Here is a 19,327-nt window from a genome sequence, read left to right as displayed (position 1 = left end):
CATTACGAACTACGAATTATTTGGTCAATGCTGAATTGGAATTGTAATTACAAACTCTGTTCCTGCTGCTGGTGTTGAATGACATTCCAGTTTGCCACCATGTGTTTCTGTAATGATTTGATAACTGATAAACATTCCCATACCTGTCCCCTTCCCTACAGGCTTGTTAGTGAAAAACGGATTAAAAACTTGTTGTTGAATCTGTTCTGACATACCTATTCCATTATCAGCGATCGCAATTTTTACCCAACCTGAATCTATGACTGATGTCCGAATGGCGATCGTGGGAGTTAACAACCCAGATGTTAAATTGTCTATTCTTAATTGTGCATTCTCAATTGTCCATTCTTCTAAAGCATCAATGGCATTCGCCAATATATTCATAAACACCTGATTGAGTTCTCCACCATAGCATTCCACTAAAGGTAATGTGCCGTAGTCTTTGATGACTTGAATGGCTGGAAGCTTTGTTGTTTCTTGCAAGCGATGTTGTAATACCATTAAAGTACTGTCGATACTTTCGTGAATATCTACTGCTTTAAACTCGGCTTCATCTATGCGTGAGAAGGTTCTTAACGACAGCACAATCTGACGGATGCGCTGAGTACCAACTTTCATCGAACTCAATATTCTTGGTACATCTTTTTGGATGTACTCTAGGTCAATTTCCTCACACAAAGCCTGAAATTCCGACTTATTACCAGATTGCTGCTGATAGTGAATTATTCGCAACAGGTCTTGAGTATATTCCTCTATATAGGTGAGATTACCGTGAATAAAATTAACGGGGTTGTTGATTTCGTGAGCAACTCCAGCCACAAGTTGACCCAGACTAGACATTTTTTCTGCTTGAATCATTTGTGCTTGAGTTTGTCTGAGTTCTTGAAGAGTTTGTGCTAAATTTTCTGTTTGTTGTCGCAATTGGTCTTCCATCTGTTTGCGTTCACTGATATCCCTAGCGACACAAACAACCGTGTTTTCGCTCATGCTGGCAATATTCGCCTCAAACCAAACCTCTTGCCCACCTATAGGCAAGCTATATTCTACCTTCACAGTTTTTTTAGTTAAGAGTGCTTGTTGAATAGAGTTGAGAAAATAGTCGGCACAAGCAGAGGGTAAAACCTCATATATTTTTCTGCCCAGCAGTTCCGCAGGAGGTTGGTAGAGTAAGGGCGCACCACTAGGAGCGATTTTTAAGTATCTTCCTTCGGCATCCAAGACAAGAATCACATCCTGCATAGCGTTGAACAAAGCGAGTAATTCGGCTTGCGAGGCTTTGATTAATTCTTCAGCTTGTTTGCGACTGCTGATATCGCTAATAGCGCCATGAAGACCAATAATTTCACCATCTGAATCGAAAATTGGCGAAGCCACTGACCTCATCCAGCACCAATTTCCATCCTTTTTTTGGTGGCGAAATTCTATTGCGATTCGCTGTCCTTTGGTTTCCACCATTTCTTGAATTTTTCTCTGGGCTAGAGGGAAATCATCAGGATGAAGCAGGGGGGCAAAGGGTTGACCAAGTAGGTCTGAAGGTTCCCATCCTAAAACATTTTTATACTGTGGTGAGACATAAGTAAAAAGACCTTCCACTGACATAGAGAAAATCAGGTCGCTGATATTTTCCACGAGTTGGCGATACTTAGCTTCACTCTCAGCCAAAGCACTTGCCGCCGCTTGATGATGCCGTCCGCGAATTTTATTTGTTGATTCCACCAAGGCAGAATTATCTACCAATTTCGACTGTAATTCTATCAGTTGTAAATCCTGTGGGACTTCATCAGTAACTAATTCCCAAATTTGATGTTGTTCGGCTAACAGCATAGTTGAATATAGGTTTTGCAATGCTTCTAGCTGTTGTAGCAATTGGGTATTTTGCTGACGTAAAAGCAATATCTCTTCATTGATTTTTTCAGTACACATGTTCAACTCCGATTTACTTTACTTAGTGCTGTTTGCAGATAGCTAGGGTTGAGCCAGTCCTGCCTGACTCAGGACTTACATTGCTCCAAAGCTTAATTTATCCAACCGCCAAGATGCCTTTTCTGTATGAACGCTACGTGTCCATGAGCAAGTGTAGTGACAGAATCTTCTTAGCTAAAGTTGGTCTACTCAGTACTGTTTATTGCCGCACTGGAATTGCAATTACAAACTCTGTACCTTTTCCTGGGGAGGAGTTGCAGTCTATTGAACCCCCGTGTTTTTCCACAACAATTTGACGGGCGATCGCCAACCCTAATCCTGTACCTTTACCCACAGATTTCGTAGTAAATAAATGGTCAAATATCTTTGATTTGACTGCTTCACTCATTCCTTTGCCATTATCTGCAATGGCAATTTTTACGAGATTATCTGTTATGGAAGTGGTAATATGAATGCGGTTAGGATTGGCTTGAATATCTTCAAAACTTCGTCCGAAATTCGATTCATCTAAGGCGTCAATGGCATTTGCCAAAATATTCATAAACACTTGATTTAGTTGCCCAGGAAAACATTCAATCAAAGATAAATTTCCGTAGTTAGTGACAACTTCAATCGCGGGACGTTGTTCGTTAGCTTTCAGACGATGTTTGAGAATTAAAATCGTACTATCGATACCTTCGTGAATTTTGAATTGCACTTTATAATCTTTATCGGCACGAGAGAAAGTGCGAAGACTAGTGCTAATATTTTTGAGTCTGTCGCACGCCATTGTCATCGAATCAAGCATTTTGGGCAAGTCTGATAAGCTATATTCCAAGTCAATTTCTTCGGCATGGTCGAGGATTTGTTCGCTCTTATCGGGTAAAGTTTCTTGATAGAGTTTTAAGTGGTCAACAAGATCAGTAAACGTTGGTTTAGCTTGTTCGAGACTGGCAGCAATAAAACCTAAAGGATTATTCATTTCATGGGCGACACCAGCAACTAAGTTACCCAAAGCAGACATTTTCTCACTTTGAACAATTTGTAATTGCGCTTGTTGCAATGCCAGTTCTGCTTGCTTGCGATCGCTAATATCCAAAAACAACCCATCCCAAACCAATGAGCCATCCGCGCGCCGTTCAATTCTAGATTCGCCGTGAACCGACTTAACGATTCCTGAAGGGGTAATGATTCGACCCTCCCAGCACCAAGGAGATTGAGTTTGAACTGTGTCAGTCCTTGATTGCTGGTAAGAAGCCACATCATCTGGATGTACCATTTTCTCGAAAAACTTTGGTTCGGCAGCAGCTTGCTCTGGCGTAATTTCGTACAAATTGTAACAGTCACCACTGATGTAGTTTAGCGAGAGGATGCCATCAGCACTCATCTGGTATTGAAAAACCACCCCAGGCACGTTGTCTACAAGTTTTTCAAAACGAGAGTTACTCGCACTCAATTGGGCAAACGACTGTTCTAATTGTTGGGCATATTCTAAGGAACGTTCATACAGTCGGGCATTTTCTAGGGAAATTGCAGCTTGAGCGCAAAGCAGGTTGAGAAGTTCGATGCGATCGCTTGTAAATGCTCCCGTTGCTAAATTATTTTCGAGATATAAAATGCCCATCAACTTCCCTTGATGCAAAATCGGGCTGCACAAGATACTTTTCGGCTGCTGACGCATGATATATGGATCGTTGGCTAAAGCCGGATTGGCACTTGCATTCACCAGCACAGCAGTTTGCCTATCATGCAAGACTTTGTAAATCAGTCTGTGGGGAATGTCCTGGCTATCTTCAATCGGAAGACGCTGCAAGACAACTGGCTTTGAACCTATGGTAATCGACCCTTTGATTAACAGGCGATCGTCTCGCAACAGCATAAACACGCATTTATCAGCCCCAGCATTTTCAATGACGATCTCAAGCAATGATGAAAGCAGTTTTTCAAATTCGATTTCACCTGAGATAGTATGAGAAGCTTTGAGAATGGCAGCTAAATCTAAAGCAACAGATGCATTACTACTGTCGGAAATGCTGGAACTGATGGATGTAACATTTGCCAATGAGAACATTGTGTCTCTAGTGGAGAAGGGAGTATGGATTTGCTGGAGGATAGGGGCTAGCAGTTGCAGATAGTGTCTTTCCAGATCGGCAATTTTGGCTTTTGCACCCCATTTTGCGTAACAATAGTAAGCTTCTTGTATATAGCCTGCGGCAAATTTTTCTTTGCCCCATTCGAGGCAGAATTTGGCTGCAAGTTCGTTTGCTAAGGCTTTTTCTTGGAGGTAGCCATTGACTTCAGCTCCAGAAATAGCGCGATCGAACAGTTCAATTGCTTCTGTTTTTTGTCCTGATAAAACGCTTAAAACTGCATTCACGAGATCGTATTTATGAGCAAAGTTTTCAGGACAACTAGCTGCCCATAGACTCAGTTGCGCTTGGTTTGATTTAACTTTTTGGATGTAACTATTGTCTAAACCTAGAGAATGAGTCCGGCAGTATTCAGTGATCGCAATAGATTGATAAAAATTGAGCGCTGCAACCTGATATTTTCCAGTAATTGTACCAACGAGGTCTTCAGCCCCCTGAGCCGATTCCAATGCCTCCTCATAGCGCCCGTAAAAACAGAGAATTTTAGTTTTTAGGAGCAAATAGTGACAAATTGCATAATCACTGTTGTTTATCCTACATGTTTCAAGATGCTGCTGTTCAGTCGGGATATCAAGAGCATGACTGGCTGTAAGTTCAGCAAGCGCAATGTTTAATCCAGAGAGTACATCCACAGTCAGCTGATAGTTAAGTTTCTTGGCACAAAATTCTAAATATTCAGGAAGATTTTGCTGAATTTCTAATAAACTTTCTCCTGCATAAAATGGATTGAGCAGCTTGTACATCAAAAGATTACCTGAGAAAACCATCTCCCCAGACTGTAGCCCAGCCACTAATCCGCGATCGAAAATCGGCCCAGAGCAACGCAAGGGACGCACCCAGGAAAGCAAATTATTCCCCAGCATATAGCAAGCTTTACATAGATTTTCTGCTTGCTTAAATCGTTTGGCTAAACTTTCTGCAAGTACTCCAAATTCATAGCCAGATTGATAGTTGCTCTGATAATATCCGAGATACATTCCATAGGCGGAAAATCCATTTCCTGATTCAGCTATTACGCCAAAATTGAGAGATACTGAAACCATCGATAACGCGACGACAAAGTATAGCTCTCCTTTTTGGAGAACATAAACAGGGACGATTAAATTATTCAAGATTTTGATAATCAGGCGTTTTTCTGGATCGGTGGTCTCTGGTTCATCAACGAGCTGCTCTATTGTGCGATCGCCTATTTTCAATTGAATCTCACGTTGGTAATATTCAAGTTTTTCTGGTAAGTCTATTTCTGATAAATCAAAATTCAAGCAAGACAATGCCTTTTGTCCATACTGAAGTGCTTGGAGGTACTGACCTTGCAATGTGAACATCAAAATTGCTAGGTTAAAGGCTTCAGCTCTTTCAATTTGTTGTCTTGCAAAGCTAGAAATCGTTTCAACAATGGCTAGAGAAAATTGAAAATCCCCAGACAAATACTTAACTTCTGCGAGATTGAAATAAACATCTAAAGACTTTTCATAACATTGCTGCCAACTATCTGGAGGTAATAAGCTCTCAGCTACCGTAAAGTAGTTAACAGCAACCCCATAGGCAGTAGACTCTTTAGCCTTTCTCCCGGCAATAGAGTTTAGCTGTAAAAGTTCTGAACGTTCTTCCTGGCTTTGATGAAGTACAAAGCCCTCATTTAAGTGATTGACGATCGCAAAAATTTTGCTGCCTTGTTCTTCTGGCGAAACATTAGCAAGCAGAAGTTTGCCAATTTGGAAATGGGTTGCTTGTCTCAAAGTTTCAGGAATGAGAGAGTAAGCGGCTTGCTGCACTCGGTCGTGGAGAAACAAATAACTAACAGTAACGTTATCAACCGCTTCTACATCGTCTTCCTTTCCTTGGAAAAACTTGTAGGTTGAGTTTTCTGGAATCACTAACCCCTCTTGAAGCGATCGCCACAAATCTGCTGCTACACTATCTTGAGTAGCTTCACAAACTACTGCTAATGTTTCTAAATCAAATCGATTACCAATGCACGCCGCTAGCTTTAATACTTGCTGTGTTGCTTCTGGTAGCCTCTGCAATCGTCGGATCGTAAATTCTACAACATCATCCGTCAGAGCTAACTGTGTCACTTGGGTTAAGTTACACTGCCAATAGCCGGAGGTACGATTGAAAAAAATACATTCTTCCTCGTGCAGTCCGTACAAAAACTGAATGGTGAAAAATGGATTTCCCTGAGTTTTTTGGTAGACCAAGTGCGAAAGCGGCGCTGCAATATTATTTGAACACTGCAATGTATCGGCAACCAAACTGGTAATATCTAATTCATTCAAAGCAGCCAACATCAGAGTATTGAGATTGACACCTTGTTTTCTAATCTCATTCAGGGTTAGCATCAGCGGGTGGGCTGAAAAAACTTCATTATCTCGATAAGCTCCGAGTACGAGTAGATAGCCTGCTTCTGACTCGCTCATCAACAATTTCAAAAGGTTCAAAGAAGCAGAATCGGCCCACTGCAAATCATCGAGGAAAATCACTAAGGGATGTTCTTTTTTCGTAAATACCCGAATAAATTTGCCAAAGAGCAGATTAAACCGATTCTGAGATGCACTACCAACCAACTCGATTATCGGGGGTTGGGAACCAATAATGCATTCTAGTTCGGGAATGACTTCAATCAGAACTTGTCCGTTTTCACCAACAGCAGCAAGCATTTGCTCCTTCCAGTGAGCTAATTCTGTATCGGATGCGCTGAGGATTTGTCCCATCAAGCTGCGAAAAGCTTGGACAAAGGCTGAAAACGGAATGTTGCGATTGAACTGGTCGTACTTTCCTTTGATGAAATAGCCGCACTGTTGGGTGATGGGTTTGTGGACTTCATTCACCACCGTAGTTTTGCCAATACCAGAGAAACCAGCCACCAGCATTAGTTCAGAACTGCCGCTAGCAACCCGCTCGAAGGCTTTGAGTAAAGACCGAACTTCTTTTTTCCGTCCGTAGAGTTTATCGGGGATAATGAAGCGATCGCACATATCATGCTGTGCAATTTCAAAACTTTCAATCTTACCCGAAACTTGTAACTGATGCAGACAATTTTCTAAATCAAATTTCAGCCCCAAGGCACTCTGATATCTATCTTCAGCATTCTTCGCCATCAATTTACTGACAATTTTTGATAGTACAGATGAAATTTCTGAATTAATTTCGTGTACTAATGGTGCGATTTTTGCAATATGAGAATGTACCAACTCCATTGGATTGTTGGACGCAAAAGGTAACTCTCCCGTGAGTAGTTCGTAGAAAGTTACACCGAGTGAGTAGAAGTCTGTGCGATAGTCAATCCCCCGATTCATTCTGCCTGTTTGTTCAGGGGAAACATAAGCAAGTGTCCCTTCTAACACATTAGGATTTACGAGGGTTTGGGTTTCTCTTGGTAAAAGTGATGCAATACTAAAGTCAATTAATTTAACTTGTTTTGTTTCGGGATTAATTAATATATTGCTAGGTTTGATATCTTTATGGATAATGCGCTCTTGGTAAAGCAAATCTAAGGTGTCGCACAGAGTGATCGCGATCGCTAAAAATTCTTGTAGAGATTGGAGATTTCCTCTTATTTTCCACTCACTGAGAGAAATTCCGCCAAAATCTTCCATGACCAAAGCATAGCCATTTTGGTAAGGTTCTAGGCTATAAGTTTGGACAATTAGAGGTGAGTTGAGATTTTTCGCAATGACATACTGATTGCGAAACGACAAGAGTTCGCTGAAATTGGGATAAGGATTTTTCAGCAGTTTGATTGCTACTCTTAAGGAGTCAGTTTCTCGAACTGCTAGATAAACCACGGTTCTCGAACCGTTGTAGATTTCTTCGGTAATGTTATATCCGGGAATTCTCACAAAAGTGGCTACCATATTGCTGAAGAAGTGATGATTTACAGATATAGTGTTCCCAGATATATCAAGTGATTTATATAAAAGTAAATATTTACACCTTAATTTCGATGATAAATTCACTACCCTGACCAACAACAAAGTTACAACTCAATTTGCCGCCGTGGGTTGATTCCACAATTTGACGGGCGATCGCTAATCCTAAACCCGTTCCTTTTCCCACAGATTTCGTAGTAAATAAATGGTCGAATATCTTTTGTTTGACTGCTTCACTCATCCCTTTGCCATTATCAGCAATGGCAATTTTTACATAGTTATTTTCAATAGAAGTGGTAACTGTAATTCGGTTGGGATTGGCTTTGATGTCCTGAAGATGACGCCCGATATTCGATTCATCTAATGCATCAATAGCATTGGCTAAAATATTCATAAATACCTGATTTAATTGACCGGGAAAACATTCAATTTGAGGGAGATTGCCGTAGTTGGTGACAACTTCGATTGCAGGACGTTGTTCATTTGCCTTGAGACGATGTTTGAGAATGAGAATAGTGCTATCAATACCTTCGTGGATATTAAACGGCACTTTGTAATCGCGATCGGCACGAGAGAAAGTGCGGAGACTGGTGCTAATATTTTTCAGTCTGTCGCACGCCATCGTCATGGAATCAAGCATTTTGGGCAAGTCTTCCAGGCTATATTCCAAGTCAATTTCTGATTCATGGTCTTCGATTTCTTCACTCTTATCGGGTAAAGTTTCTTGATAGAGTTTTAAGTGGTCAACAATATCAGTAAACGTTGGTTTAGCTTGTTTTAGACTGGCAGCAATAAAACCTAAAGGATTATTCATTTCGTGGGCAACACCAGCAACTAAGTTACCCAACGCAGACATTTTCTCACTTTGGATCATTTGTAATTGTGCTTGTTGGAGGTTATGTAAAGCAATTTCTAGCTGTTGGGAATACTCTAGCGATCGCTCATACAGTCGGGCATTTTCCAAAGAAATTGCCGCTTGAGCGCAGAGTAAGTTGAGAAGTTCGATGCGATCGCCACTAAATGCCCCCGTTGCTAAATTATTTTCTAGGTACAAAATACCCAGCAACTTGCCTTGATGCAAAATCGGGCTGCACAAAATACTCTTGGGCTGCTGACGCATGATATACGGGTCGCTAGACAAGGCGGGATCTGCGGTTGCATCCAGCAGCACAACAGTCTGTTTGTTGTGGAAGACTTTGTAAATCAGCTTGTGGGGAATATCCTGACTGTTCTCGACAGGAATTTCCTGCAACAAAACTGGCTTGGAACCTGTGGTCATTAAGCCTTTAATCAGCAGGCGCGAATCTCGCATCAACATGAACACACACTTATCAGCTCCGGCATTTTCAATGACAATCTCAAGCAACGATGCAAGCAGTTTCTCCAGTTCGATTTCGCCGGAAAGAGTCTGGGAAGCTTTGAGAATGGACTTTAAATCCAGGCTGTCTGAGATGCTACTGCTGGAACTCGAAGAACTGGTGGAGGTGACACTCCCCAGGGCGAAGACGGTTTCGTAGGTGGATAAGGGAGAACGGCTTTGCTGTAATATGGGGGCAAGTAATTGCGGATAGCGGTTTTCTAAATCAGCAACTTTGGCTTTTGCACCCCAACGGGCATAGCCATAGTAAGCTTCAGTCAGGTATTCCCTAGCGATGCGTTGTTTGCCCCACTCCAGGTAAAACTTTGCTGCAAGTTCATTTGCTAAGGCTTCTTCTTGAATGAAACCGTTGGCTTTAGCGCCCGCAATGGCCCGCTCATAGCCATCAATTGCCTCCGAGATATTGCCCAAAACTCGACATCTTTCTGCTGCCAAGAGAGGCACCTTGTGCTGGTGATTCATAGGGGCATTCTCTGCCCAGGTCGATAGGTTAGCGTGATGCTGTTCCGCTAAAGCAAGTAATTGTAACTGCTCATCCTCAGACTTACCTGCTACCACCGCTAAATAGGTTAACCCCCCATAGAAATGCAAGGCGGGAATATGCAGCATTCCAGCAATACCACCTAAATATTGGTTAGCTTCATTGAGATATTCAAGGGCGCGGTTATAATCACCATACAAATAAGCCAAGATTAACTTGTAGATGTAAGCAATGCCAAAGCCTGTTAGTTGCTTATTTTGAAGGTACTGTGGGAATATTTTCGTCTCGTCATAAGCATCTCCAATCAAGAGAGTTGGTTGATGGTTTTTTTCAAGCAAGCGCCCAAAGAATGCTTGGTTCATTGTTAAGTAGGCGAGGGCATTATCCTGCTTTAGTGGAGCAATGGCAGAACAAAACTGAGCGACTTCTGATTGAAGGGCAGATAATTCTTTGCCGGCATAGAAATAAGCGTAAAAATAGTGGCTTAGACAATAGCCTAAATACAAAAAGTCACCGACTTCTATTCCAGCTAAATACCCCTGCTTGAGCAAAGCAGCCATAGAAATCATAGATTCTTTTTGATGCTGGACACAGGCAGCGAAAAAAAGGATTGTCAGACACTTATACGCTTTTGTATTGAGCCGATCGATTAAAGCTAAAGCCATTTTTCCCAAGCGATAGCCCCGATCGAGTTGACCCAAGCCCGTTGCTAAGAGCAAGCCATAGACAGCATAGCCAACACTCGAAACAGGAGCATTGCCAAACTGGAGCGACAAGCTCACAATGTTCGCACAAACAAAGGGCAGAAATGCGGGTTGAGCTATAAATACCATTGGCATGATTATTCCCAGCATTTCCATGACAGCCATCATGGTCGGGTCAGTCATTACAGGCAAGTTGACCAAATCCTCAATGACTTTCCTCTCTAGCGCGACTTCCACATTTTGAAAGGTTTGTTCGCTGAGGCTCGGTGTGATGTCTGAGGGAAATTCTATCCCCAATTGAGTGATGGCGTAGGCAGCAATGGCGATCGCATCCGCCAATTGATTCTGAGCCGTCAACACCCTGATTTGCACCATGTAAACAGGCACTTTATCCAAGACCGTCTGAGCCTTATCCAAAACCTCTTGAACTTGGGTAATTGCTTCCTCAAAATCAGCCTTTAAACAGTCGACATCTGCGGCGATCTCATGGAGTTTTAAGCTCAACTCATACTGACTTTGCCAACTATCTTCCGAAAGTAATTCCAGTCCCACCGTCACCAAGTCTCTCGCCACGCCATAAGCGGTTGCCTTTTTCGCTTTTTCGATCGCAGCTAGATTTAGTCGAATCAAAGACTCACGTTCGGCTTGATGACTTAGCAACCCACGACTTAGATTTAGATGACTGACAATATCAAATAACTTCTCCTCTCGCTCTGCTGCTGACAAACGAGTTTGGAGTAACTGACCCATTTTCAGGTGAGTGGCCTGTTTTTGGTCTTCAGGAATTAGTGAGTAGGCGGCCTGTTGCACGCGATCGTGGAAAAAGCGATAGTGAATTTGCTCAGAAATCTCTTCACTCAGGGAGCGATGCTCCTGGGGTTGGTTATCATCCAAATAAAACTTATAGATTTTACCCTCTGGCACAATCAGCCCCTCTTGGAGCGCAGACCACAAAGTCAAGGCTACTTGAATTTCGTCTTGTTCTGAAACAATCGTCAAAGTCTTGAGGTCAAATTTTGCCCCAATACAAGCGGCAAATTTAAGCTGTTCTTGGGTGGTAACGGGCAGTTTTCGTAACTGCAAAGCCATGAATTCCACCACATCATCGGTTAAAGCTGCATCCTGTACCTGCACTAGGTCGCATTGCCAGTGACAAACCTCCCGGTCAAAAGTAATCAGACTATCTTGATGTAATGCCTTGAGAAATTGGGTCGCAAAAAACGGATTGCCCTGCGTCTTTTGCATGACCAGGTTGGTTAAGGGCTGCACGGCGCTTTGTGAGGCTTGAAAAGCATCAGCAATTAGGTGATTGAGGCTATCAGTACTCAAGGGACTGAGGGTAAGAGTTTCAAGGGTAACATCGGCATTTTCTAGGGTCTTAACTGTCATCAAAAAGGGATGACCGGGAAACACTTCATTATCTCGATAGGCTCCTAAGACTAAGAGACATTGAGAGTGAGATTGAGCTTCCGTCAACAAACTTTGCATGAGGCCCAAGGAGGCGGAGTCAGCCCATTGCAGGTCATCGATAAAGATGACTAGGGGATGTTCTACCTTCGCAAAAACCTGAATAAAGTTTTGGAACAGACGGTTAAAGCGATTTTGGGCTGCCTCACCGGAGAGTTCTGGAGTGGGAGGTTGCGACCCAATAATCCGTTCGAGTTCAGGAATTAAATCGATGAGGACTTGACCGCTATCTCCTAGTGCTTTGAGCAGCTTTTCTTTCCAGGTTTGTAACTGCCGATCGGATTCTGAGAGTAGTTGATTCATCAAGTCGCGCAGTGCTTGAACAAAGGCTAACAGGGGAATGTTGCGGCTGAATTGGTCGAATTTGCCTTTGATGAAGTAGCCTTTTTGCTGGGTAATGGGTTTGTGGACTTCATTGACTACGGCGGTTTTACCAATCCCAGAGAATCCTGCCACTAGCATGAGTTCTGAACTGCCTTGGGAAACGCGATCGAAGGCTTTAAGTAATGCTTGAACCTCGGTTTCTCGACCATAGAGTTTGTCGGGGATGATGAAGCGATCGCACACATCCCGACTCACTATTTCAAAACTTTCAATCTTACCTGAAATTCGTAACTGATGCAGACAATTTTCTAAATCAAATTTTAGTCCCAAGGCATTCTGATATCTATCTTCGGCATTCTTCGCCATCAATTTACTGACAATTTTTGATAGTACAGATGAAATTTCAGAATTAATTTCGTGTACTAATGGTGCGATTTTGGCAAGATGAGAATGTACCAACTCCATTGGCTCGTTGGAGGCAAAAGGTAATTCTCCTGTTAGTAATTCGTAGAAAGTTACGCCGAGTGAATAAAAATCTGTGCGATAGTCAATCCCCCGATTCATTCTGCCAGTTTGTTCTGGGGAAATATAAGCGATTGTCCCTTCTAATACATTGGGATTTACTAGTGTTTGAGTTTCCCTTGGTAAAAGTGATGCAATACTAAAATCAATTAATTTAACTTGTTTGGTTTGGGGATTAATTAAGATATTGCTGGGTTTAATATCTTTATGTATAATGCGCTCTTTATAAAGTAAATTTAAGGTGTCGCACAGAGCGATCGCTATTTCTAGAAACTCCTGTAGAGATTGTAGATTCCCCCTGAATTTCCATTCCTTGAGAGAAACTCCCCCAAAGTCTTCCATCACCAATGCATAGCCATTTTGGTAAGGTTCTAGGCTATAAGTTTGAACTATCAGAGGTGAATTCAGATTTTTGGCAATGGTGTACTGATTGCGAAACGACAAGAGTTCGCTGAAATTCGGATAGGGATTTTTCAGCAGTTTAATGACTACTGCTAAGGAATCAGTCTCTCGATACCCTCGATAAACTAAGGTTCTAGAACCATTGTAGAGTTCTTCAGTTATCCGATATCCAGGAATTCTAACAAAAGTGCTGACCATAACTGCTCAAGGAGTGACGATTTATAGATATAGTGTTCCCAGATATATTAAGTGGTTGATAAACAACACCAAAGATTTACATTGCAATTTCAATGATAAATTCTGTACCTTCACCGATAACAGAATTGCAACTCAATTTGCCGCCGTGGGTTGATTCGACGATTTGTCGGGCGATCGCTAATCCTAAACCCGTTCCTTTTCCCACAGATTTCGTCGTAAACAAATGGTCAAATATCTTGTGTTTGACTGCTTCATTCATGCCATTAGCATTATCAGCAATCGTTATTTTCACTTGATTATCTTTCAATGAGGTTTGAATTGTAATCTTGTTAGGATTTTCTTGGATCTCTGCAAAATTCCGCCCAGTATTCGACTCATCTAAGGCATCAATGGCATTAGCTAGGATATTCATAAACACCTGGTTTAGTTGTCCAGGAAAACATTCAACTTCAGGCAAATTGCCATAATCGGTTATTACTTCAATTGCTGGACGTTGTTCATTGGCTTTGAGGCGATGTTTGAGAATTAAAATTGTACTTTCAATCCCTTCATGAATTTTAAATGGCACTTTGTAATCTTTATCAGCGCGGGAGAAAGTTCTTAAACTAGTGCTGATATTTTTCAGGCGATCGCACGCCATCACCATTGAATCAATTGCCTTGGGTAAATCTTCTAAGCTATAATCTAAGTCAATTTCTTCTGCATGATCAATAATTTCAGTACCCGGATTAGGGAAACTTTCTTGATAAAGTTTCAAGTGTTGCACAAGCTCAGCGATAGTGGGTTTAGTTTGTTTGAGACTTGCAGAAATAAATCCCAAAGGATTATTCATTTCATGGGCTACGCCAGCAACTAAATTACCCAGTGCAGACATTTTCTCACTTTGAACAATTTGTAATTGGGCTTGCTGTAAATCTTCTAAGGCTGTTCCGAGTGCTTGAGATTTTTCTGTAACTGCTGATTCAGCTTGTTTGCGATCGCTAATATTAATAGTTGTTCCAACTATGCGATAAACTTTGCCTGTCTCATCTTTTAATGGACTGAGTGTGGTTAACCACCAAGTTTTCTGGTCATTAAATGTTAGACATTCTTCATAGGTGATGGGTATTCCGGTCTGAAAACAATGCAAATATTTTTGCTCGACTGCTGCACCTTCGTCAGCAGCCATTACTTCTTGCGGAGTTTTACCCAGCACTTGAGAAGCAGGTATACCAACCGCTAATTCGCAAGATTTACTCCATCCTGTGTACTCAAACCTACCATCATCACGGATATCAGTCACAAATATCAGACAGCCAACACCTTCGTAAATACTATTGAGGAACTTTTCTCGCTCCTGGAGATGATTATATAACTGGGCATTTTCTAAAGAAATTGCGGCTTGAGTGCAGAGGAAATTTACAAGAGAAAGGCGATCGCTAGTAAATACCCCTTGAGTCAGTTGATTTTCTAGGTAAAGAATCCCTACTAAACGCCCTTGATTAAGAATCGGGGTACATAATACACTCTGGGGTTGTATTCGGTGCATATATTCCCCAATCAACCCAATGGTATCTGTTTTGCAATTGTCTATAACAACTGTTTGTTGAGTATTTTTGACGTAATTGATAATTTTTGCAGGAATCTCTTGACAAGTATTTAGTGATTGTGGTTCAAGAATGGTTTGTATTTGGTCATGATTGATCGAGGTAATTGCCCTAACTTGCCAAGTATCATCTTGGGGAAGAATGAGTACAGCTTTCTTGGCGCCAGAGTTTTCTAGGATAATGTGGGTCAAGCTGGCAATGAGTTGATCTAATTCCAGAGAACTGGAGATAGTTTGAGCAGCTTTGAGGACAGAGGTAAAATCTAATGTCTGGGAAATACTAGTGCTGCCAGTGGTAGAAGTGCAAGTAGATGAGGAAGTGCTACGAAAGCTAATAGTTTCTAGGGTATTGAAGTTGATTCGTTGCTGTTGCAGAATGGATTGCAGTAGTTGGGGATAGCGTTTTTCTAAGTCTTCTATTTTGGCTTTTGCGCCCCAACGAGCGTAACAGTAGTATGCTTCTTGCATATATTCTTGGGCAACTCTTTCTTTACCCCAATCGAAATAAAATTTGGCTACTAATTCATTGCTAAGTGCTTCTTCTTGGATGTAGCCGTTGGCTTTAGCTAGAGTTATGGCGCGATCGTAATTTTCCAGTGCTTCTACTTTATTGCCCAACACTCGTTGTTTCTCAGCCTCAACTAAATGCCATTTATGCAGATGATTTGTGGGAGCATTTTGCGCACAATGGTGGAGAGTGGTTTGATGGATTTCTACCTGGGCGAGAATTAGGGAAAGTTCAATTTCTGGATGGGTGGAAAATAGAGCTAGGTGCGTCAGGGCTGCATAAAAATGGGAAATCGGAACAAAAATCAATCCTGATACGGCAAGTAAATACTTTTTCCCTTCCTCAATGTAAGCGATCGCAGCTTTGTAATCACCAAAAGAATAGGCAAGCAACAGTTTGTAGATATACAACTCAGCCATCACCGTGAGTTCATTAGCCTGATGATGTTTAGGAATCATCACCGTTTCATCGTAGATACTGCCGCTCAAACAATCGGGCTGAATTTGGGTTTCCCTAAAGTTTTCTGCCGCCTGCCGCATAATACTTACATAAGTCTGGGCAGAATGTTGCTTCGCCTGAGTTAAGGCGGCGTTGTAACTTGCGATATCTAATTCCAAATTGCTAAGTTCAGAGCCACTCCAAAAGACCGCATAGCTGTAACAACATACGTTATAGCCAGCGTGTAAAAAATCGCCAGTTTCCATACCAGAGGTAAAACCAGCTTTCAACAACGGTATCGTTGCTGAGAGAGTTTCTTGGTGATGCTGAATAAAGCCACCAAACAACATGGAAATCGTGGATTTGAATTCCCGCACATTAAACCGATCTAGCAAATTCAATGCCAATTGCCCAAAACCGTAGCCCCCTTCAACCTCTCCCAAAAAGGCACACAGCACCATTCCGTGCAGCCCATACCCCACAGTTGAGGCGGGCGTATTCCCAAACTGAAGCGATAGAGTCACCATTGTGGAGCTAATTAGAGGCAATAAACCCGGCATTCCCTGAAAAACGGGTGCAAACAACATTCCTAACAGTTGCATGGCTGCCTGTGCTTGAGGATCGGTCATCACTGGTAAGTCAGCTAGTTCCTCAATTCGTTTGCCTGCAAGTTGACTAGCAAGGACTTGTAAAGCTTTACCAATCTCAGCATTGTTTGGCTCGATGGGTAGCTCAACTCCCAATTGCTTTAAAGCATCTCTGCCAACTGCGATCGCTTCTAATAGTCTGCTCTGGGCTGTCTGGGCAGCAATTTGAATTTCGTAAATTTTAACTTTGTCTAAAATCGTCTGGGCTGATTGCAACACCTGTACTGCTGTTTGTTCCATGCCATCAAAGTCAGCATTTAAGTAGGCGGCTTCGGCGGCGGCAACATAGAGACTCAAAGTCAATTCATATTGATCTTGCCAGCAATTCACTGTGAGCAACTCAATCCCAGTTTGTAAATAGGCTCTGGCAGCAGCATAAGCAGTAGAATTTTTAGCTTTACCTGCTGCTGCTAAGTTAAGTCGAGCTAAGGCTTCTCGCTGGTGCGGTTGGGCGATCAACTCTTGCCCTAAATTCAAATGCCCAACAATATCAAACAGTTTTTCTTCTTGTTCTATTTGAGAGGAATTTTCTAGAAGTAATTGACCAATTTTGAGATGAGTTGCTTGTTTCTGGTTATCAGGAATTAGAGAATAGGCCGCTTGTTGTACTCTGTCATGTAAAAATCTATATTTGGCTAATTGTTTATTGGTATTTCCTGTTGACAGCGCCAATCGATCGTGATTTTCTCCCTGATAAAATTTATAAACATCACTAATTGGTAAAATCAACCCTTCTTGTAAAGCTTTCCATAAACTCGCAGCTGTTTCAATTTCTGATGACTCCCAAACAATCGCCAAGGTTGCTAAATCAAATTGATTGCCAATGCAAGCGGCTAACTGCAATACATTTTGAGTTGATGGAGATAGTTTCTGTAATTGAAATACCATGAATTTAACAACATCATCTGTCACCGCTTGCTGATTTATTTTGGTGATATCACATTGCCAATACCCTAATTCAAAGTTAAATTCAATTAATCCATCTTGGTGTAATGCTTTGAGAAACTGGATGCCAAAAAACGGATTACCTTGAGTTTTCTGAAATACCAATTGAGAAACAGGTAATGCCGAATCTTTTGTACATTTAAGTGTATCAGCAACTAACTGATTCACTTGCGATTGACTCAAAGACGCTAAAGTAATCGTATTAATTGTGGCTGCTGTTTGTTGGATATCATTCAAAGTCAACATTAATGGATGTGCTGAATTGACTTCGTTATCACGATAAGCACCGATTAAAAAAAGATGTTTCGTATCAGCCATTAATAACTGTATTAACATCAAAGATGCTGAATCTGCCCATTGCAAATCATCTAAAAACATCACTAATGGATGTTTCTCACTGGTAAAGACTTGGGTAAATTTCTGAAATAATAACTTAAACCGATTTTGAGCGGCAGTTCCCGATAATTCTCTAGCAGGTGGTTGTTGACCAATAATTCTTTCTAATTCGGGAATGACATCAATAATTACCTGTCCATTATCACCTACAGCCGCTAAAATATTGGTTTTAAATTGCTGGATTTGAGCATCGCTTTCGGTTAATAATTGCCCCATTAAATCGCGGAAGGCTTGTACAAAAGCACTAAAGGGAATATTTCGTTGAAATTGGTCATATTTCCCTTTGATAAAATAACCGCGCTTTTTGACGATTGGTTTATGAACTTCGTTAACTACAACGGTTTTACCAATACCCGAAAAACCAGCCACCAGCATCATTTCTGTCGCACCTGTACTAACGCGCTCAAATGCTTGCAGGAGAGTTTCTACTTCTGTTTCTCGTCCATAAAGTTTATCAGGGATAATAAAGCGATCGCACAGATCCCGTTGAGCAATTGGGAAATGCTTAATTTCACCAGTTTCTAGGAGTTGAGATAAACAAGCTTCTAAATCAAATTTCAGTCCCAATGCACTTTGATAGCGGTCTTCAGCATTTTTTGCCATCAATTTTATTACGATGTCACAGAGAACTTGGGGAATCTCTTTTCTATCGCCTAAAATTGGTGGAAGTTTTGCTAGATGACAATGTACCAACTCCATTGGGTCGTTTGAATGGAAGGGTAACTCACCCGTAAGTAGTTCATAAAAAGTGACACCTAAAGAATAGAAATCAGTCCGGTAGTCAATCCCCCGATTCATTCTTCCTGTTTGTTCGGGAGAAATATAACCAAGTGTCCCTTCCAAAACATTGGGATTCATCAGTGTTTGAGTTTCCCGTGGTAGTAGGGATGCAATACTAAAGTCAATTAATTTAACTTGTTTGGTTTCTGGATTAATTAAAATATTGGCGGGTTTGATATCTTTATGAATAATCCGATCGCGATACAATATATCTAAGGTGTTGCACAGTGCGATCGCTATTTCTAAAAACTCCATCAAAGATTCTAGGTTTCGCCCAATTTTCCACTCCCATTCGGCTACGCTCACGGCAAGCCCACTCCTTAATCCCCAATCCTTGAGAGAAATCCCCCCAAAATCTTCCATTACCAAGGCATAAGTATTTTGATACGGTTCTAGGTTATAGGTTTGGACGATCAGAGGTGAGTTGAGATTTTTCGCTATGGTGTACTGATTACGAAACGACAAAAGTTCGCTGAAACTCGGATAAGGATTTTTCAGCAACTTAATCACTACGGGTAATGAGTCAGTCTCTCGATAACCTCGATAAACGATGGTTCTAGAACCATTGTAGAGTTCTTCGCTAACCTTATATCCGGGAATATTGACTCTCGTACTAACCATACTGCTA

4 protein-coding genes are annotated in these 19,327 nt (G+C 41.5%); all 4 read right to left on the bottom strand.

Annotation, left to right across the window (positions count from 1 at the left end; all coding sequences use genetic code 11):
• Nucleotides 1-24: 24 nt before the first annotated feature.
• The 4 genes from RMX69_RS04200 to RMX69_RS04185 all read right to left on the bottom strand — a co-directional run bounded on the left by RMX69_RS04200 (nt 25) and on the right by RMX69_RS04185 (nt 19,320).
• Nucleotides 25-1,923, bottom strand: a complete 1,899-nt coding sequence (locus RMX69_RS04200; protein WP_322636609.1) for a PAS domain S-box protein — start codon at nt 1,921-1,923, stop codon at nt 25-27.
• 199 nt (nt 1,924-2,122) lie between these two features.
• Nucleotides 2,123-7,909: an AAA family ATPase gene (locus RMX69_RS04195; RefSeq protein WP_322636608.1), complete on the bottom strand. Its 5,787-nt coding sequence runs from the start codon at nt 7,907-7,909 to the stop codon at nt 2,123-2,125.
• 73 nt (nt 7,910-7,982) lie between these two features.
• Entirely contained in the window at nt 7,983-13,400 is a 5,418-nt protein-coding gene (locus RMX69_RS04190) for an ATP-binding sensor histidine kinase (RefSeq protein WP_322636607.1), read from the bottom strand.
• A gap of 76 nt (nt 13,401-13,476) precedes the next feature.
• Nucleotides 13,477-19,320 (bottom strand): AAA family ATPase, encoded by a 5,844-nt coding sequence (locus RMX69_RS04185; protein WP_322636606.1) that lies wholly within the window; start codon nt 19,318-19,320, stop codon nt 13,477-13,479.
• Nucleotides 19,321-19,327 lie beyond the last annotated feature (7 nt).

Source organism: Nostoc sp. EspVER01, assembly GCF_034530635.1.
Lineage (GTDB): Bacteria > Cyanobacteriota > Cyanobacteriia > Cyanobacteriales > Nostocaceae > Nostoc.
The sequence above is the reverse complement of the archived record's forward strand: the minus strand, read 5'-3'. Positions and strand labels throughout refer to the sequence as shown.